The organism is Paenibacillus sp. JNUCC 35 (assembly GCF_058269095.1).
In genome coordinates, this window is record NZ_CM177771.1 from 4,923,583 (window position 1) to 4,942,749 (window position 19,167).

15 protein-coding genes are annotated in these 19,167 nt (G+C 49.2%); 12 read left to right on the top strand and 3 right to left on the bottom strand.

The annotated features are described in order from the left end of the window. From AC2TF6_RS22255 to AC2TF6_RS22305, 11 genes are all read left to right on the top strand, one after another. Entirely contained in the window at positions 1–645 is a 645-nt protein-coding gene (locus AC2TF6_RS22255; protein ID WP_491308535.1) for a phage tail family protein, read from the top strand. Between the two features lie 12 nt (positions 646–657). Further along, complete coding sequence (locus AC2TF6_RS22260) at positions 658–4,254, top strand: phage tail spike protein (protein WP_491308536.1); 3,597 nt, start codon at positions 658–660, stop codon at positions 4,252–4,254. A gap of 10 nt (positions 4,255–4,264) precedes the next feature. Next, on the top strand, positions 4,265–4,711 hold the full coding sequence (locus AC2TF6_RS22265) for a hypothetical protein (protein WP_491308537.1): 447 nt from the start codon (positions 4,265–4,267) through the stop codon (positions 4,709–4,711). Positions 4,712–4,732: 21 nt separating this feature from the next. Continuing rightward, positions 4,733–5,890, top strand: coding sequence for a hypothetical protein (locus AC2TF6_RS22270; RefSeq protein WP_491308538.1), 1,158 nt, complete (start codon positions 4,733–4,735; stop codon positions 5,888–5,890). 49 nt (positions 5,891–5,939) lie between these two features. After that, positions 5,940–6,398 carry a hypothetical protein gene (locus tag AC2TF6_RS22275; RefSeq protein WP_491308539.1) on the top strand — a complete coding sequence of 153 codons (459 nt, stop codon included), beginning with the start codon at positions 5,940–5,942 and terminating at the stop codon, positions 6,396–6,398. A gap of 81 nt (positions 6,399–6,479) precedes the next feature. Next, positions 6,480–7,085, top strand: a complete 606-nt coding sequence (locus AC2TF6_RS22280) for a hypothetical protein (protein ID WP_491308540.1) — start codon at positions 6,480–6,482, stop codon at positions 7,083–7,085. A 16-nt stretch (positions 7,086–7,101) separates the two neighbouring features. Next, entirely contained in the window at positions 7,102–9,222 is a 2,121-nt protein-coding gene (locus AC2TF6_RS22285) for a hypothetical protein (protein WP_491308541.1), read from the top strand. Positions 9,223–9,747: 525 nt separating this feature from the next. Beyond that, entirely contained in the window at positions 9,748–12,654 is a 2,907-nt protein-coding gene (locus tag AC2TF6_RS22290) for a DNRLRE domain-containing protein (RefSeq protein WP_491308542.1), read from the top strand. Positions 12,655–12,806: 152 nt separating this feature from the next. Beyond that, entirely contained in the window at positions 12,807–13,145 is a 339-nt protein-coding gene (locus AC2TF6_RS22295; protein ID WP_491308543.1) for a phage holin family protein, read from the top strand. Between the two features lie 4 nt (positions 13,146–13,149). Beyond that, positions 13,150–14,067, top strand: coding sequence for a peptidoglycan recognition protein family protein (locus AC2TF6_RS22300; protein WP_491308544.1), 918 nt, complete (start codon positions 13,150–13,152; stop codon positions 14,065–14,067). 175 nt (positions 14,068–14,242) lie between these two features. Beyond that, the gene (locus tag AC2TF6_RS22305) at positions 14,243–14,536 is read left to right on the top strand and encodes a hypothetical protein (RefSeq protein ID WP_491308545.1); all 294 of its coding nucleotides are present in this window, start codon (positions 14,243–14,245) and stop codon (positions 14,534–14,536) included. 46 nt (positions 14,537–14,582) lie between these two features. Here the strand turns inward: AC2TF6_RS22305 and AC2TF6_RS22310 are convergent, their stop codons facing one another. Further along, the gene (locus AC2TF6_RS22310; RefSeq protein WP_491311738.1) at positions 14,583–14,819 is read right to left on the bottom strand and encodes a hypothetical protein; all 237 of its coding nucleotides are present in this window, start codon (positions 14,817–14,819) and stop codon (positions 14,583–14,585) included. 179 nt (positions 14,820–14,998) lie between these two features. Between AC2TF6_RS22310 and AC2TF6_RS22315 the strand changes: the two genes are divergently transcribed. Beyond that, on the top strand, positions 14,999–15,493 hold the full coding sequence (locus AC2TF6_RS22315; RefSeq protein ID WP_491308546.1) for a hypothetical protein: 495 nt from the start codon (positions 14,999–15,001) through the stop codon (positions 15,491–15,493). A gap of 178 nt (positions 15,494–15,671) precedes the next feature. On the opposite strand, the gene AC2TF6_RS22320 is transcribed toward AC2TF6_RS22315, so the two are convergent. Together AC2TF6_RS22320 and AC2TF6_RS22325 are read right to left on the bottom strand one after the other, a co-directional pair. Next, entirely contained in the window at positions 15,672–17,567 is a 1,896-nt protein-coding gene (locus tag AC2TF6_RS22320) for a putative bifunctional diguanylate cyclase/phosphodiesterase (RefSeq protein ID WP_491308547.1), read from the bottom strand. After that, entirely contained in the window at positions 17,564–19,054 is a 1,491-nt protein-coding gene (locus tag AC2TF6_RS22325) for a PAS domain-containing sensor histidine kinase (RefSeq protein ID WP_491308548.1), read from the bottom strand. Before AC2TF6_RS22325 ends, AC2TF6_RS22320 begins: the two co-directional genes overlap by 4 nt. Between the last annotated feature and the right edge of the window lie 113 nt (positions 19,055–19,167).

Sequence of the window (19,167 nt, forward strand, 5' to 3'; positions counted from 1 at the left end):
ATGGCGACATGGCTTGATGTAACAGGCTTTACCGGGTATTACGAATCGGAAGAATTACCTGTGCAGCTCGACGGAAACGGAGCTTTAACGAAGCTGACCTGGAGTGCGGACGAGCCGCCCGGCACCTCCGTCACCTTGTATACGAATGTATCCATGGACGGAGGAACCTCCTGGTCCGGCTGGAAGGCCGCCGTGAGCGGCGGGTCCATTCCGGATATTTATACGCATTCGCAGTTGACGGATGCGCGGGTGAAGTTTCGTTTTTTCCTGAAAACGGACGATCGGGCCGTCAGCCCCGTTATTCACGAGATCCGGTTTCTGCTGGAACCGGTTATCGAAATCGAGAACAAGGGCGATCTGACCATCCGCCCCGAGATTTGGATTACGAAGGATGGCTCCGGGGATTTTTCCATTATCAATACGTCCCAGCACAACCGAGAATTTAAGTTTACAAGCCTCCTGGATCAGGAAGAGCTGTACATTCACGGGGACCGAGAGCAGATTGAAACGAGCATCCCGCTAAAATACCGGTATGCCAATTTTAACGACCAGTATTTGGAGCTGCCTTACGGAGTCAATATTCTTAAAATCAACGGAAACGGAAAACTGCAGTTCAGATATGAATTTAAAAGGCTGCAGGCTTAAGGGGGTGAATATGTGTTTGGAGAAATCGATCTCCTCAAAAAACCGATCAAGCCGCAAGTTTTTCTGGCTAAACCGGACAAGGAAATTATCGCAAAGCTCAGCGAAGCTTATTCGCCTCAGCAGAACATTAAGCTGAACGCTCTGAATGATATCCGTATCCAGCTGCCGTACGAAGTGGAAGACCACCACCAGCTTGTTCCCAACGAGCATATTCCGTTAATCAAAGAACGGTATTTGCTGAAAGTCGTACTCGGAGACAGCGAAGAATGGTACATCATTACCTCTCCCAGCGACGAGATGGAGGATAACGGCGACCGGAGAACCGTGACGGCCTATTCCCTGGCTTACGAGCTTTCGGATAAAATGCTGAAAGATTACAAGCAGGTTTCGTATCATGCGGGTCAGATTATGAATGACCTTCTGTCCCGGACGGTATGGAGCGTCGGGTATATCGACGCCGATTTCGAGCTTGCTTACCGCGATTTCGAGTTTTCCAGCAATACGGTGCTCGATGCCGTCTATCAAGTCGCCGAGACCTACAACGCTGTCGTCAAATGGGACACGATCAACCGCAAGGTGAGTCTGATGAAGCCGGAGCTGTACGGCCTGAACAAAGGCCTGAAGTTTTCCTACGGCCATTACCTCAAACGGATGGGCCGGGAATCCAAGGCCGACGAGATGGTGACGCGGCTCAAAGGCTACGGCAAGGAAGGCTTGTCCATCGAAAGAGTCAATCCGACCGGGCAGCCCTACATCCAGGATCTCAGCTATTTCCTCTATCCGTTCGAACGCGATGCGGCCAAAAAGGTCCTTCAGCACAGCGATTATATGACCGATTCGCTCTGTCACGCCCTTCTGGATTACGATTTGCTCGTAGAAGCCAACAAAGGCTCATTCGAATCTTTGCTGACCCGGAAGGAACCCCTTCAGGCGTCGTTATCCGCAAGGCAAAACGAGCTGAACGCGCTCAAACTGGAGCAATCCCAGATTACTTCCCTAAAAAACAACCAGCAGTTCGATAAAAATATGTGGTTCGAGAAATTCACCTACTCGGGACCTTCACGATCGGTCGTTACGACGCTGAAATCTTCCGTTAACCGGTATGCGGTTTTCTGCAAAGTTTCAGATGTCTCCAACCTTTCCGTAACCGTGAACGGCACACCGTCCCGGCTGAGCGCGAACGAATGGGTTTTATCGGGCAAAATCTCCGGTACCCAGCAATCCGTCGTTCAAATCAGCGGCTCTCCCAAGGATACGGAAATTTTTATCCAGATTGCTTCCATTACCAAGGATGAATTCACGGGCACCGGCAATGACGACGCGCTCATCAACAAATACAGCCTCGACCACAAAGAAATGCAGATCGAAACCAAAACCGCGGAGATTAAAAGCCTTCAGGACCAAATCGATCAGATTGAGGTACAGATTACGGCGCTTAAAGAGCTCCTTTCGGCAGAAAACAACTTTACCCGCGACCAGTTGAATGAGCTGAACCCGTTCATTATCGAGAAGGAATTTGTGGATGAAAATTATATTCACGACAAAGATCTGTACAAAGATCTGATGGAAAAATTCCGGGAAATGCAGAAGCCTCAGCTGCTTTTCAATATCGACATCGTGAACTTCCTGGAGATTGTCGAGGAGCAGCATAACTGGGACAAGCTTGTTCTCGGTGACACCGTCACGATTGAGTACGAGAAGATGAGAACGAAGGTGACCGCGCGGATTATCGAAATGGCGTTTGATTACGGCAGCGGCAGTATCAGCCTCACCATTGCGAACGTCAAAGATATCTCGGACCCTTATAAAAAAATGGAAAAGTTCATGGCGACCAGTATCGGGACTTCCGCTACCCTGAACCATAACAAAGACCGCTGGGGCAAGGCCGTTATCGACGCCAGCGAAACCAGCCAGCTCATGGAAAACTTCTGGAACAAAGTGACCCAGGAAATTAACATGGCCAACAACGAGTACGTCACCCTCGACCGCAGCGGACTTACGATCACCGATCCCGCCGATCCGAACCGCTTCCTGCGTGCGACGCACGGGTCCCTTGCCCTCACCCGCTCCGGCGGACTGAGGTATGAGACCGCCATTACACCGGACGGAATTATAGCCGAGCGGTTAATGGGGAAGATTTTGACGACCAACCGGGTCATCATCGGGGACGACGACGGTATCTGGCTGACCGAAGGCGCCAAAACGACCATCACGGACCGGTGCGACCGCGAAGTGATGAAAATCGGCCTTATCGAGGAGAAGCCCGATCGTTTCGGCCTGACGATCAACCGTTTCGATACACAGGACTGTTCCCTCGTGTCTACTATCGTCAACAAAGTGACGCTCGACAGCGAGAACGGGCTTACGCTGGAGCGTAAACGGACCAACAGCTTCGAGAAAACGTTGTACACCTCGCTGGACGGCGACTTGTTCATGAAAGGCAATTTCCAGGCCGGCGAAGGCAACCAGGTATTCAAAGTGGACAAGGATGGCGTGGCGATCGGCTCTTCCGTTTGGGCCAATGCTCCTTCCCGCTTTGATTATTACGGCAACTTTTATACGCGGGCCATGCATGCGGTGACGGCTGAAATCGAGCAATCCCAATTCAAGAACGGCCATATTGTCGGCTCCGATCTTACCATCGGTACCGGTGACCTCGCCTTCCGCGTGTTTCCCAACATCGGAATCTGGGCCGGCCATCAAAGCTTCGATTCCGCTCCGTTTTCGGTTTCGCTGGACGGGACCTTAAAAGCCCGGAAAGCGTTAATCACGAACGGCAAGAACGAGGTCCTGGTCGATAGCGAGAAGGGCAAAATGTTCCTTCACAATATCGATATCGAAGGAGCCGGTCGTATTGCCGCCGAGCTGCTTGCCGTTACGACCATCACAGCCGAAGACGGATATATCAGCAATCTTACCGTATCCAGGCTGAAAACCCTCGGCAAAGACGCCGACGTCGGACAATTCGTCAACTACATGGAAATTCAGGACAAACAATTCAAATGGATCACGGCCAAGGTCGAAGCCAAGGAGCAGAGCAAAGACAGCAAAGGCAATCTTTTGTACTGGACCGATGACAAAAGACAGATTTTGACCAAGGAAAAAACCAGTTACATTGCCTACCAGTTCAAGCTTGGCGACTTCCGTGAAAAAATGATTACCGATTTCCTCAATGAAGGCGAGCTAGCTCTCCCACGACGCGTGATTGGCGACGGGGACGGCGGTAAAGATCCGTTAACGATCAATCAGATTGATTACAACACCGGCCGTGCCTATGAGCTGAAATATAACGGTGGGCTGGATTACCGTTATGTCACCAACAATGCGCCCCATGACCGGAGCCTACAGTTTACGGATAAGGGTGTTCAACTGAATTCCCAACTTGCCCCAATTGAAACCAAATCCAAGGAATACTTGATTAAGCTAGAAGACGAAACGAGCGGGCAGTTCAGTGTACAGTTTGAGAAAAGCTCCTCCAAATTCGTTTTCGGTCCCAACGGAGAAGTGACTCTGGTCGGCGGTAATATGAAGTTTACCGGCAAAAACATTTCCTTCGAAGCCGATGATTTCCGCGTTACTTCGAAAGAAGTAAACTTTGTAAAGAAATAAGGTGATTGCCATGGCAGGTGTTGCCTTGGACGGCTCTACCATCGCTCCTTCCACTAAAGCGGGGCATGTGACTTATACAGAGTGGCATATGGCTTCGAATGGGTGGGGCGGTGTATACCCTTTTCCTACACCTAGAACTACCAATGCCGTTATTAATGGAAAAGTCGTATCTAACTCACATGTTAAAATCAATGGAAAGCCGCTTTCGGTACAGAACGATATCACATATGAACATTGGATAGCTTCTCCTTCGCCACAAGCAGGTCCTGGTGGATGGATTGATAGTATTACTCCCGCTCCTGACGGATCCGGCTCGGGCACCGGCTCCATCAACAACAGCGGCAACCACGTTAAAATCAACGGGGTTCCCGTCGCATTAATCGGCACCTGGGTGACCACCTGTCTGGGAACCTCGACCACCCTTAATTCCGGGAGCGACTTTGTCAACGTCATTTAAATTAGTAAAGGAGGTGATACTATGACCCTAGCCTATCTGCCGTACAACGATCCGCTGCTCATTACGTTCCGGGCGGGAACGGCGCAGGACCCCTATGTGGAACGCACAGAATCATGGACCATCATGAACAAAGTGGTTCCACTGCATGAAATTCCATCCGAAACCCACAAGGTGCGGATCAGCGGATTTACTGAAATCCGGAAAACGGATTTCGATAAAAATAAATCCTTGCAACAAAACGAGTTTTATGTGAATTATCAAAACGGACTTCTTCATTTTCATCCGTCACAGGAAGGTGTCCACGTCGTCGCCCAATATAAAGGACGCGGCATTATCCAGTATCCGGCCGAGCGTATCTATGCTCACATCGGTGGAAATCCCGATGTCGTCAAAAACCTTCAGCAGATTATCGAAGAATCGCTGCAAAAAATACGCGATGCGAATATCGCCATCGGCCTGGTCAACGAGGCCATTCTGCGGTGCAAGCAAGCGACCGAGCGGGCCGATCAGGCTGCGGACCAAGCCAATCTGGCGCGGGACAACGCCAATCAAGCCGCGCAGGAAGCGCGGAATACCGCGAATCTTGCCCGGAAGGTTTACAAGGCTCCCGTTCCCACGAAACAGCACCTGGCATCGGCTTATCCGGCTCCCGAGGTCGGCTGGACCGTAATGGTCCAGAACAGCGGGGAGATTTACCGCTACGACGGCGCAAAATGGGTGCTCATCGAGAATTGGGTGACCTCCGCTCTTCCGCGTGTTTCAGACAGTGTCGACGGCTTGATGAGCAAAGAGGACTATACCAAGTTTCATAATGAGCATGAGCTGAGAACCATTACATTCGTGCTGAACAAACCGCCGCAGCCCGGCCCTCAAAGCCAGCTCATTCGTTTTCCCCTTAAAGGTACCGTAAGAAAAGTCCACAGTTATTGCTCGCGATCTGGCCTTACGTCCGACACCGAAATTATGGTGGAAAAAATCGACGAGACCAATTTGCTTAACCTGAATCCCTGGACCCCTCTCACCAGCTTCCCCGTAATTATCCCCGTCAATCAGATGCTGGGATCGAACACGGCCGTTTTAAATGCCAATGTGGATCCCCAAGACTTTTTCCGTATAAACCTGCTTCAGCTAGACCCCGATCTCAAGGGACTAACCGTCCAGGTTGAAATTCAAATCTAGCAGCAGCCTTATCCCAAACTTTACTTTAAACTAATCTAGGAGTGATCATATGCCAGCAGTAGTACAATGGTTCAATGCGACAAATACAAGTCAGGAAAACAGTTGGGACATCGGTCCCGTGGATGCCGGTACCGTATCCCCGGACAAAACTTTTTACATCTGGAACAACCGGGGCGGCGGAGCAGCCGTTTCCGACATGCTGAACTGCACGATTACAACCAAGGACAGCGCAGGGGGGAATACCGGTGAATTGGTCTTGAACAAATGGATCGAAGTCAAATGTGAGTCTATGAACGAGACGACCTTCTCGCAAATTGGCGGTGCTAACACCCGGCCTATTCAGGCCGGTGGAGGGGCAGGGGCCGGAATAATCAAAGGAACCGCTAACGATGGAACAGTTGCGAACGCCGTTCCCAACTATGCCAAAATCACGATGCACGCGAATGTACCTACTACTGCAACCGCGGGAAATTATGCGTTTCTGACGCGAGTAGTGTATCAAGTTTAGTTAATATTCCCTTCGGGACCCTATACGTATAGGGTCCTTTTCTTTTCGATAAAATTAGTCCAATACAATGGAGGTAACCAAATGAATTTTCAAACGTTCCCCCCTTACTCACCCGTTTCCCAGCCTCTTATTTGGCTTGCCGAATATGAGAACGGCGAATTCTTCAGCGAATACGATCCGGATACGAAAGAAGAGCACGGCTTCTCTGCTATTGAGCGGGATAAGCTGGTCCGTTTCGGTCAAATCGGGTTAGGTCACAGATTTTGTTACGAAGTATCCAACGGTATTTTCAAAATAGACGGCAAAATGATTGAGCTTGTCTATAAACATGACGATCAAGAATATGCACTTACCGGACAGCAACAACCTTATCGGGATCTCATCGTTTACAAAGACATGGAATTCACTTTCAACCCCAATGGGGAAGCCGGGAACGGCACGAATCTGATCGTTCAATATAACTTCGGCTATAAAGCGGAGCTGCAGATTGGCCCGGTCCATTTTCATTTTCAAATCCTGTATAAAATCCCGACGGACGGTCGACCAGCCTATTTTTATGTGAAATTGGTCAGCGACAGAACCTTGGACGGCGAGCTAGTGATCAAACGTAACGGAGTCGTGGAAGATGCCGTCAATGCCCCATTGTCCAAAAACAAAGGCGGAGAAATCAACTGGATTCTTCAATAAAGGAGGGTAAACGCTCATGTCAGGCTTAGGACTTAACAATCTGGAAGCGATTAAGCTTCCGGTGCAGACCTACACGGATATTAACGGAGAAGAACATGAAATCGACCTGAAGGTCCGATCAAGCAATACTATCCCGTATAAATTCGAAAACCGTACCAATACGATCAAAACGTTTTTTAAATCCAATCTATGCAGCTATGCCCCCGTCAAAGTGGAAACCGGAGACGCCTTTTTTGAATGGACGCCGCTAGGGGCCGGATTTCAGGATGAGCTTGGGAACGAGTTATGGCTGGGTCGTGTGGAAGATTGTGAGGGGCAGATTGTTCGGGACAATACTGTCCTCTACAAAAATGTGATCGGTGATATCAACGAGGAATTTCAGGTGCTTGGCGGTAAACTGAAGCATAATACGGTGCTGAATTCGCTCCCTATGTACGATCAATCTCTGCCGGGAAGCGATATCCAGTTTGTTGTTGAAGGAAAAATTGACTTTTCCGAGGATGTATTTGTTTACTCCGAAGATCAGATTCTTTTGGATAAGCTTGAAACGCCACAACAACTTGAATTCATTGATACGAAGGGCACTACGGTTTTCACCCTTCCGTCTCCTATTGCATACGAACTTTCCGGAAGCGAAACAACGATATGTAAGTATATAGTGACCAAAATCGGAAAAAGTCTATATTCCTTAAAGATCTCTCTTTCTTACGCTTGGATGCAGGAGCAGACCAGGATTTATCCTATAGCCATAGACCCTACCCTTGTCGGGATTGATAACCCTTCCGGAATGAGCAGTCGTGTTAAACGCCTGGCATTTTCCAATAATAATAAATACCTCGCTATCGCAACATTAAATGAGAATAAGCCTTTCGTATATGAAATAGACAGAAGCAGCTATACGTTAAAAGAGCTTCCCAAACCGACAGGCGGTTACGAACGCGGGGACCAGTGTGTCGTTTTCTCATCGGACGACAACTTCCTTCTAATAGGGGGCACATACAAATTAACCGTCTACAAATTCGATACTCTTACAGGTGGTTACACCACTATAATTCCTCAGCCGAATGTAAGTACTTTCGAAGGAACCGTTAGAGATATCGCTTTTTCCGAGGATTTTAGTTATTTGGCTGTCTCTCATAATTATACGATCAGAACTTATAAATTCGATTCTTCAAGCGGAATTCTTAGTAAACAAAATGTTTTAAACACTCCATATTACCCGTTAAAAATGGGGTTTTCGAAAAATAATAAGTTCCTGTTAACTAAACAAAGCGATTACACTTTACGTACTTATAACTTTAATGATGGGATCCTTTCCAATGTTACGGCTGCTTTTAACGGACAATTTTTCGACTTTGATTTCTCTGCCGATTTTGATTACTTGGCCGTTGGGTTAAACGTAGCCCCCTGGTTTTCCGTTTATAAATTTGATTCAGATCTTGGAATGTCCGGGCCTCCTATCAATCCTAAAGTTCAACCCAATCTCACGGTTAGAAAAATCCACTTCTCCAGGAAAACCCAGAATATTGTGATTGCACAATATAATCAGTGGAGTACCTACCAAAGAATCTTAATTTACAAATTCGATAAAAAAACTGGAGAAATTGGCCGACAAGTCACCTTGGATAACACGACGAAATTACCGCCACCAAACTTGAACACGGAACCGCTAGACTTGGTATTTTCACCCGACGGCGTTTACCTGGGGTATACTCAGGATTCGGACGCGGCAAGCTCATTATTCCTTTATAAATTTTTTTATGAGCCTGAGAACAATATCTTTTTTAAAGATGAAGAGACCAGCGATTATTACAGCGATAATAATGGAAATACTCTTATGCTGCTGGACTTCGGACAGCTTGTCGCAGGACAAACATCTATGCCCGTGAAAGTATTGGTAGAAAATTTAAATGATTTTCCAGTTAAAAATTTACAAATCGAACTAATTAATCTTTCAACCGATTATACCGTGGAAATAAGCAAATCCGATAATCCGTTTATACCCGAAACAAATCTACTTTATTCGAGCCCCCTAAATAAACTGGACAGGGTTCCGATCTATTTCAGAGTTGTAACCACAGAGAAATCAACTTCAGGCGGTATGTTTGAAGTCCGCGCCAAATGCAGTAAGATTTAAACCTCCAATACAATGGAAAGGCGGTGAGATATGTTTGTCATTAAAGAAACCACCCAAGCGGATTTTCAATCGGGATCGTTAAGTCAAGGTCTTATAGTTACGAGTTTCGGAGAGATTAAATTAGCGAAAACGAACCAAGATGAAAATATAGCTTTAAACAAACCTTATACGCAAACATCTGACGGAAAATTTTATGACAATGATGTCGGCGGCAAAATGCTGACGGACGGAAACCTCAGTTCTTCCTATGCTTTTACCGACATGACGTACGTTGAAATTACGTTTGATATGCTTCAATCGGTACCTCTGTCTTTGATAAGGTTACACGGTATAGCTGCAAATGCCTCTAGCCCCAAAGTTATGGATATATCCACCAGCTTAGATGGAAAGAATTTTACCTATCAAGGTACTTATGGGGACCCAAAAGCCTGGGCACTTATGATAGAGGGAGAATTCTTAAGTACTGCGGCAAGGTATGTTAAGGTTAAAGTTTATAATTTACCGATAAGTAAATACACGGTCCGAATGTCCGAATGCCAAATTTTCGCCGGCCGTGAATATAAAGCTGTTCGTGAGAAAGAATACGATCTTTCCTCTCAGAAAAACTTTAATGGGGCCTTGTTATACTGGGGAGAGTTTAAGCCGCTCAATACCGATATTGTAGTGGAGGCCAGTTATTCCTTCGATAATGGAGCATCGTGGAGTGCTTACGAGCAGATTGAAAACGGAAATGCCATTAAAGGCATTCCAATTGGTATGGACCTGTCGCAAACCAAAATCAAAATCAAACAAACTTTATCTACCCGTGGGATACAAAGCCCTAAATTGTTCGATTTCAGAATTTGTTTTAACGATTACCCGCTGGACAGCGGATATGTCGGTTTCCCTCATTATAAAACGGACTTCATCAGTGTAATTCCGCCTATGACCTCCAACAGTTCTCCTCCCCCTTATTCGGTTCAGTCTCTAAATGTCGATAAAACGTCGAATACGTATCATTTGTTTGACGGCTCTACTGTTAATGCTGCCGCAAACCGGTATATGTACAATGGCAAGACCGACAAAATCACCATCGATGTAGGCTCAGAGAACAGTTTTAAGCTGGCAGCCTATAAAATGACCATCTCGGTCAACTCCTCCGCTCCTTCGGTATGGAGTCTTGAGGCCAGTTCGGATTTGGATACCTGGATTGAAATCGATAGGCAGACGGAAAATTGGAAATCATCTACTGTAAAAACTTGCTTGATTACCCGTCCTTTTAAAGGAAACTATCGGTTTTATCGAATCAATATTCTCGACTCCTTGTATCAATACTCCAATTATATATCGGAGGTACAGCTGTTTGCGGAGAAAGACGGAATTGGGCACCAATTACCGGGGCAGATTTATGTAAGGCCATGGAACGATCTGCAATCTTCCATTACAATAAACAGCAACCATATTGTACTTTCTCCGATAGGCTATACGGACGAGAGCATTGTTCCGCCTATGAGTTCGTATAATACACCTAAGCCGTTTGAGATTACAGCCTCGTCTGATAGTCCCGACTCCCCGGCCTATACGGCCTTTAACGGGTCTCCTGCAGTTACCGTGCGTGAAAGCTGGTCGGTTACTTCCGCTGACGGTCTGGGCTGGATACAAGTTTTCACAGGTTATCAAAACAGGTTTGTCGTAAACAGATATATAATAACCGCGGGACCTAAAGCCGACAAAATATACAGTCCAAAATCCTGGACCCTGCAAGCAAGCAACAACACCATAGACTGGGTCACCCTTGATACGAGGACCAACGAAACCAATTGGACTTATCCCTCGGGCAAAAAAGAATATCTCGTCAATAACATGACGGCTTACGAGTACTACCGGTTTAATTTCTTAGAAACCAACGGCAGCGCCCTTAACATCGGCGAAATATCGTTAACCCCTAATGCACCGCATAAAGCGATGGATACTTATTCCACGCTCACCGTTCCGATTCCGAGCCAGATCACCGGTACACTTTATGTACCTCCGCATAACCGGCTCGTCGGAAAGGTCGACATTACACCGGTTCTCTTTGACAATAAACCTTCGACGATCCAAGTCAAAATCCACGACTCTCTCCCCGGCACGATTCAGGTTCCTATCCACAACCGGATGTTCGGTATCGTGGATATTATTCCGCCGCCGGTCAAGAAAGCGGTTCTGCTGCCGGTGCAGGACGCCTTCGTGCGGGAAGGGATGCCTAAGCTGAACTACGGCACGGAGCAGGATATGTTCGCCGGATACAATGCCGGATTGAACGAGAGATACCGCTCCCTGGTCCGATTCGATTTAGCCGCGCTTCCCCTGCTTCAGAAGCTCACGAAAGCGGAGCTGAAGATCTTCTCCGACTATGAAAATGTGCCGGAAGCTTTAATCGGGCTCTATGAAGCTCAAGAGCCTTGGACGGAAGACGGCATCACTTGGGATAACCAGCCGGTATCCACCTCTCTTCAGCTTCAAGAAAAAGCAGGCAAAACGAGAGGATACATCAAGTTCGATTTACTGGAGCTCGTAAAGAAATGGTACCAAACTCCGTCAAGCAACTATGGTCTTCTATTAAAGGCACTTGATGAAACGAGCGCCTACCAGCGTTTCTATACAAGAGAACAAGGCAAAACTCCGCCTCTCCTTGAGATCGAGTACCTGGATCAGAACGTGTACAGCCCGGGACGATCCGAACTACGAAACAATACCCTGACTGTTCGTCAAAACGGAACGAAAGACCTTGCAGGCAAAATCAACGTGCGTGAAGTCTGGTTTAAGTCAGAACTTCCCGGCCGCATTCATGTACATTCGCCTAATTTTATGGAATGCACCATCTTCGTCAGGAGCCTCATCGTATGGGGCCAACTGACCGTGAGGCGTAATGCCGAGTCGCAGCAAACCGGCCGTCTGACCGTACGGGTTAAAGGCGATCTTACCGTGCCTTCCACCCTCCGTGTCAGTCAGTTTCGTTTGCCAGGTACGCTCATTGTCCGGCGGACCGAGGTTAAAGACATACCTGCCTCGCTGACGGTCAGACGATCCGAACAGAGCTCGCTTCCAGGATCGGTACGTGTGAGCCTTCCAGCACTTCCCGGCCGTCTGGAGGTCGTTCTCAGCAGCGTTATCTCCGGAACACTGAGAGTTATCCGGAGAGAACAGAGTCAGCTAAGCGGACGCTTAACGGTGAGACAGACCGTAAGTGAGGACCTGTCAAGTTATGTGCGGGTGTTCACGAAATCGGAGCTTACGGGATCTATTCACGTTTCATCCGAATACTTCGCTTGCTCAATTACGGTTCCCAAGCCGGAGATAAAAGAAATCCGCACCTTCATTCAGGTTCGCGCCAAATTCGCAAGCGACTTGACGAGCCGTATTCAGGTTTACGACGATTCGGATGATTCGTCTTATGTCTTTATTATGTAGAGCGCCGGCAGGCGCTCTTATTTTTTTACACGGGAGTGAATGAATTGGAACATTTAACCGTCAAATTTTTAACTTTGAAAGAACTTGGAATTTATACGGTTCCAGCCGTTATCGGTTCAATAATTACGTATTTGTTTGGAGGTTGGACACAATTGCTGGAATTTCTGCTTATGATTATGGCCGTCGATTATTCGACGGGTCTCATTGCCTCCCTGAAAGAGCGGCAAGGCTTAAACAGTGAAGTCGGATTCTGGGGGCTCATCAAAAAGACGATGATGCTGCTTTCGGTTTCCATCGGTCATCAAATTGACATAGCTTTAGGAGTAAACTGGTGTATGAGCGGCTGTATTTATTTTTGGCTGGCTAACGAGCTTATCTCCATTTTCGAAAATTTCGGAAGAATCGGTCTCCCGATTCCCCCTGTTTTGAAAAGAGCCCTTGCGGTTCTTAAAGGCAATCTGGACGAAAAAGATCCGCAGGCAAAAGGGTGAGCGTATGTCTATTCTTGCTGAAATTATCTCCTGCGGCGGCTACTCCATCGGCAATGTGTTCATCGCCCCTTCTCCCTGGGTCCGGCCAAAAGAAAAAATTTCGCCCTTGGGCGGTATTATTCATTGGACGGGAAATATAGGAAAGGGAGCGAGCGCCAGAGCGAACCGGAACTTTTTTAACAACCGGAGCGGCTCTTACGGCAGTGCGCATCTGATCGGGGATTCGGAAGAAATCCTCGCTGCTCTGCCCTACCTCCCCGGAGAGGCCGAGATGGCCTATCACGTTGGAGCAAACACTTACTATACCCGTCAGTTCGGCGCCTATCCTAACCGGGCGACACTGGGGTATGAGATGTGTGTTAATGCAAACGGCAATTTTCGCGAATCTTACAAACGCGCGGTATGGGCAATGGCTCACTTATGCCGCTTGTACGGCTGGAATCCTTGTACCGATATTCGCAGACATTGGGATATTACCCATAAAGATTGCCCGCTTCCTTTTATGGACCTGTTATTCGACGATCGGCATTGTGCGGGGAAAGGCTGGACTTCGGGTGAGATCGCCTGGATGCGGAAGAACCTGCAGATTGACAACATTCAAGGCGAAGCGCTTTGGCACAAATTCCTCGCTGAAATCGAAGAACTAACGAGCTATTTAAGGGAGAACGACGGAAAACTCCTGCGAAAGGAGGATGAAGAGAACATGCCTTTGCCTCTTAACGATTTTGAGTGGAAAATGTTAAACGCCATCTGGTCTCAAAGATACAACCGCCAAGAAATAACCGATTGGAAGTGGATCGCAAAGATCCGGAGCAAACAGCTAACGGCCGGTGAACTGGCTTTTCTAAACTCGGTTGTCGCGGCCAAACAGAACGGGCTGAGTGTGGAAGCCGAACAGGAAGGAATGAACTCGGACAAATAACACTGGATCAGAGCTATTCGTTATATTAAAAAAGCTGCCACGTCCATGGTGTATTTGTATGCTGTGGATCGCAGCTCCTCTGTTTATTTTGGAAGATCAGGAACATGGACCCACAAAAAAAATGATACTATATACCTAATAAGGATCATTATAGAAAAATTCGGAGGAATCCGTCATGTCCGGCTTACAAAATTTCAATTCACCCCCTGCTATTTCCATTCGCAAAGTATACGACTATGAAAAAAACGGCCTTTCCGATTATACGACCCTTGAACATCACGCATATCTTGCCGATTTCTGCAGGTTAGCCACCCTTGAGGAACTAGAGCAGGATGCGCCTTTATATAAAGATTTTATTTGTGAGGTTAACGAAGGCTACTTTGTCTTCTGGGAAAAAATCTACTCGTGCATCCTAACGGATCTGGATGAAGAGGAACCTTATGAATACGGTTACAAACAACTCTTTTAGCCTGCTGTTCAAAGGATTGATCACGGTTACGATCACAAAAATTGCTTTACGAAACATATAAGTACGCAAACGTATAGTGGGATAATCCTAACAGGGCCTGTCCCCCCTTATAGTGCATAATTCCTCCGGGAAAAAGCCTGTATCTCCGCAGTGGTACATCAAGTGCTCCGCACATGATATAGCCTTTATCCGTCGTCACGACGAGCAGCGTCGTTTTGGGCAGCTTTACTTCTATCGCAATGGCCGTATTTCCATCCAGTTCGATGGGTTCCACTTTCATCATAATGACACATCTCCTCGCTTTAAAATCATGGGCAGTATATGCCCGGAAAGAAGTTTTGGTGCCGGAAAAACAGGGTGTATCTAAAGACCCATTTCATGCTATAGTAAAAGGACCAGATTCAGTGAGACGGAGGTCTTATTACGACTACTAACACGAACCAAACATCCAAACAAGGCCATTTGTTTACCGTTAAAATTTTGATGGAAGAAGAGACGAATGGACTTGCGCTTCAAAAGCTGCTGCAGGTCTTGAATAATGCTAATTTCACAGATTTTACGATCGAACAGGGGATTGAGCTCGGCAAGCTGATCTCATTAAATACGCCTTCCTCTGGCAAATCTTCGACCGCAGCTTCTTCACTTGCTGCAGTATCGGACGGATCACCGGCATCATCCGAGAAACAGCCGGCATCCAAAACCGGGTCGTCTGCGCCTTCCGCTGCATCCGCTTCCAATCAGCATAGGCCCCAGGTAGAAGACCAGCTTCGGAAGATGATCAAGGACAACACCCTGATCCGCCTTTCCGTCGTAAAAGGGGCTGGCATCCGTCTCAGTCTTCCCTGCCGGGTTCTGAATTTCGATGAAGAATCGGGCAACGTTACCGTCTACCATGTGGATGAAAAGAAAGTTTATCTGTTTAAGCTCAACGAGATTGACAATATGTCTTTACATTAAAAGAAGGCCCGGCGCTTACGCGCTCGGGCCTTTCTTCTATAGGGCGGCGAGGTTGACTGGCGTCAAACGTCGCGGCATCGGGCACCTGAACTGCATCCCGGTGCCGCTTTCTCTCAATCGCGAGTCTGGCAGAACGGTTTCCCGGAAACTGCCGGCTCTATTTGTTTTTCCGGCCAGCCTAGGCTTCCTTGAGCCTTCCGGCGCTGCAGGTGATCCGGCGCAGCATGGAGCCCATCTTATCCGCCGTCAGAGGCGGGCTGAACCAGTAGCCCTGAACCTCATGGCATTGATTGCGGTGCAGGAAGGAAAGCTGCTCCTCCGTCTCCACGCCCTCGGCGATCACTTTCAAGTTCAAGTGCCGCGTCATGGAAATAATCGTGGCGACGATAGCGGCGTCGCTCGGGTCCTCCATGATGTCCCGGACGAAGGAACGGTCGATTTTCAGCCGGTCGACGGGAAATCTTTTCAAATAGGACAGGGAGCTGTATCCCGTGCCGAAATCGTCGATGCTCACCTGGACACCGAGCTGCTTCAGTTCCAGAAGCGAAGCGATGGCGTGCTCCACGTCCATGGTCATGCTCTCGGTAATCTCCAGCTCCAGAAACCGGGGAGCCAGCCCCGTATGCTGCAGCACCTGATCGACTTTCGCCTTCAGATTGTGCTGGAGAAACTGCCGGGAAGACAAGTTCACGGATACCGGAACTTTCGGAAGGCCCGCATCCTGCCAGGTTTGGTTCTGCTGGCACGCCTCGTGCAGCACCCACTCCGAGATCGGCACGATCAGTCCCGATTGCTCCGCAAACGGGATGAAATCTCCCGGCGGAATAAAGCCCTTCTGGGGGTGGTTCCAGCGGATGAGCGCCTCCATCCCTACGATTTGCCCGCTTTCGATCTCGACCTGCGGCTGATAATGCAGCACGAATTCGTTGTTTGTGATGGCCCGTCTCAGGTCGTTTTCCAATTGAAGTTTCTGAAGAGAGACGGATCTCATTTCGGAGTTGAAAATCTGGATGTCGCTTTTTCCGTTCTCCTTGGCCCGGGTTACGGCCATATTCGCATGCTTCATCAGCGTATCCGCATCCTCGCGTTCGCACGAGAGCAGCGAGATGCCTATACTTGCCGTAACGTGCAGCTCATACTGCTCCAGCATGAAAGGCTCCTCAAGCACGGACAGCAGCCGGGAGGCGAGCTGCAGGGCCTGTTCCCGACCCTGAATGCCCGTGTAGAAGAAGGCGAATTCGTCGCCTTCCGTTCTGGCGATGAAGTCGTTATCCGAGATGCAGCGGGTGAACCGCTCCGCCACCTGAAGCAGCAGCATGTCCCCGTAGTCGTAACCGAAGCAGTCGTTAAACAGCTTGAAGCCGTCGATGTCCACGTACATGACTGCTACCCGCTGATGATGGCTTTCCGACAGAAGCAGCGCCTCCGTAAGCTGTTCCTTGAACAGCCGACGGTTCGGAAGGCCCGTCATATCGTCGTAGTAGGCCATGTGCCGGAACTGCTCGTCGGCTCTCCGCCGTTCCGTGATATCCTGGAACATGAAGAGGAACCGCTGGCTTGCCCCCTCCGTCTCGAGCGGCACGCCCGTAGCCGACAAGTCGATCCGGTACCCGCTCCGGTGGAGCACCGGGATATCGAACAGCTGCGGCGTCCCTGTGCGCAGTTCTCCGTAGCGCTGCTTGAGCTTATCCTGGTGCTCGTCGGATACGTAAGCTCCGAAAGAATTGCCGACCAGCTGCTCGTTCGTCGCTCCGAGGAGCCGTTCCATGGTCCGGCTTACCCGGGTTAATTTGCCGTGCTCATCCGTTACGCTGATCGCGTTCGGGCTGTAATCGAATAAAGTGTCCAGCAATCGGGAGGATTCATCCGCAATTGGCGGATCCACCGGCTTGTTGTCCGATGCCGTAAGTCCTTCCTGCCCGGAAGCAGCGGGGTTGCCGCGCTTGTTAAGGGTATACAGCGCCCCCGCCAGTACGGCTGAGGCTCCCAGGCAGATCCAGACTGCATAGGCTCTCAGCAGCACACTTCCGATCACGATAACTGCTGCATACCCGCCTAAGAGAACCGGTATCATTTCCGTTTTTCCTCCATTTCGCCGCTTTCTCTGTTTATGGGCAGCCGAACGTAAACGGTCGTCCCTTCCCCCATGACGCTTTCAATCTGAAGGGTGCCTTTGTGCTCTTCCACAATTTTGCGGCTGACCATCATGCCCAGCCCGCTGCCCTGATCTTTGGTCGTATAGAACGGCACGCCGATCTTGTCGATCAAATCCTGCGGGATCCCGCTTCCCTGATCCGCAATGGCGAAACAAATCCGCTTGTCCGCCTGCTCCTGCAGCCGGATCGTGATAAGTCCTCCGTCCGGCATGGCCTCGATCGCATTTTTCAATAGATTCACGAACAATTGCTTCAGCTGATTCTCGGCCCCCATCATGCCGGAGAGACTGCCGTCCACATTCGTCAAGAATTCGACGTTCTTGAGAATGGCCTGCGCTTCAAGGAGCGCAAGTACATGCCGGATCACAAGCTCCGGGTTTAACCAGGCGAATTCGGACGCTTTGGGCTTGGCTAGCATAAGCAGTTCCGAAAGGATAAGATCGATCCGGTTAAGCTCGGACATCATGATTTCGTAGTATTCCTGCTTCCCCTCTGCCCCGGACTGCAGAAACTGGGTAAAGCCTTTCAGCGCTGTCAGCGGATTCCGGATTTCATGGGCGACACCCGCCGCAAGCTGCCCCACGGCCGACAGCTTCTCGGACGTTCTCAGCCGTTCTTCCGTTTCCCTGCGCCTCGTTACGTCTTTGGCTATCGCATAAATCCCTTCCACGCGGCTGCCTACCTGAATCGGAAGCGTGTTGACCTCCACGGTGATCCAGCTTCCGTCCTTGCGCGAGACATTGAATTCGCCCGTCCGGGTTCTGCCGCTTTTCGCCGCCTCGAAGAGCTCCGCCGCCGTCTCCAGGTCTCCCGGGTAAATAAACCTCTTGCAGTGATGCCCCGCCAATTCGCCCGTCTCGTACCCCGTGGCCTGCCTCATGGTGGAATTAATGCTGACAATGTGCCCCTGCATATCCACTATGCAGACGATGTCCGGATTATACTCGAAAAGGGGCCCAAGCTCCTGACGGCTCCGCTCCAGCTTTTCTTCCATGGCTTTCCGGCCCGTCAGGTCTTGCAGCTGCACATAATAGACAAAAGAGCCGTCCGTACCGGGGAGAAGAGACACGTTCAGCAGCGCCCAGACCCAGTGTCCGTCTTTATGCCGGAACCTTTTCTCCATCTGCAGCCTTTTGGCTGCGGTCAGTTCCTTCCACCGGCTCACCCAGTCCTCCGTGCCGACCGCTGCGTAAACGATATCGTCCTTGTTCATCCCTAGAAGCTCCTGGCGCGTATATCCCAGCATCCGGCAGAGGACTTCATTCACTTCAAGAATATCTCCCTGCTGTTTCACAACCGCCATCCCGATCAAGGCCTCTTGGAACGCGTAGGCAAACACGGGAATCATAGCGGGTGCGATAAAGCCCGATTCGTTATCCTCATCTGGACTGAATGACTTATACATCCGGTGTTCCTTTCAACCAAAAGGATTTTGGGGTTGCTGACTGGGACGGGAAGATTACCCTGCGAATCCGCCCTTATTCGACATTTTCGTCTTTCGTCAAACACCTGAATCGA

What these genes read in the sequence shown, in the direction of transcription:
- AC2TF6_RS22255 (WP_491308535.1), top strand. Translation starts at nt 1, where the DNA reads ATGGCGACATGGCTTGATGTAACAGGCTTTACCGGGTATTACGAATCG.
- AC2TF6_RS22265 (WP_491308537.1), top strand. Translation starts at nt 4,265, where the DNA reads ATGGCAGGTGTTGCCTTGGACGGCTCTACCATCGCTCCTTCCACTAAA.
- AC2TF6_RS22270 (WP_491308538.1), top strand. Translation starts at nt 4,733, where the DNA reads ATGACCCTAGCCTATCTGCCGTACAACGATCCGCTGCTCATTACGTTC.
- AC2TF6_RS22275 (WP_491308539.1), top strand. Translation starts at nt 5,940, where the DNA reads ATGCCAGCAGTAGTACAATGGTTCAATGCGACAAATACAAGTCAGGAA.
- AC2TF6_RS22280 (WP_491308540.1), top strand. Translation starts at nt 6,480, where the DNA reads ATGAATTTTCAAACGTTCCCCCCTTACTCACCCGTTTCCCAGCCTCTT.
- AC2TF6_RS22285 (WP_491308541.1), top strand. Translation starts at nt 7,102, where the DNA reads ATGTCAGGCTTAGGACTTAACAATCTGGAAGCGATTAAGCTTCCGGTG.
- AC2TF6_RS22290 (WP_491308542.1), top strand. Translation starts at nt 9,748, where the DNA reads ATGTCCGAATGCCAAATTTTCGCCGGCCGTGAATATAAAGCTGTTCGT.
- AC2TF6_RS22300 (WP_491308544.1), top strand. Translation starts at nt 13,150, where the DNA reads ATGTCTATTCTTGCTGAAATTATCTCCTGCGGCGGCTACTCCATCGGC.
- AC2TF6_RS22305 (WP_491308545.1), top strand. Translation starts at nt 14,243, where the DNA reads ATGTCCGGCTTACAAAATTTCAATTCACCCCCTGCTATTTCCATTCGC.
- AC2TF6_RS22310 (WP_491311738.1), bottom strand. Translation starts at nt 14,819, where the DNA reads ATGATGAAAGTGGAACCCATCGAACTGGATGGAAATACGGCCATTGCG.
- AC2TF6_RS22320 (WP_491308547.1), bottom strand. Translation starts at nt 17,567, where the DNA reads ATGATACCGGTTCTCTTAGGCGGGTATGCAGCAGTTATCGTGATCGGA.
- AC2TF6_RS22325 (WP_491308548.1), bottom strand. Translation starts at nt 19,054, where the DNA reads ATGTATAAGTCATTCAGTCCAGATGAGGATAACGAATCGGGCTTTATC.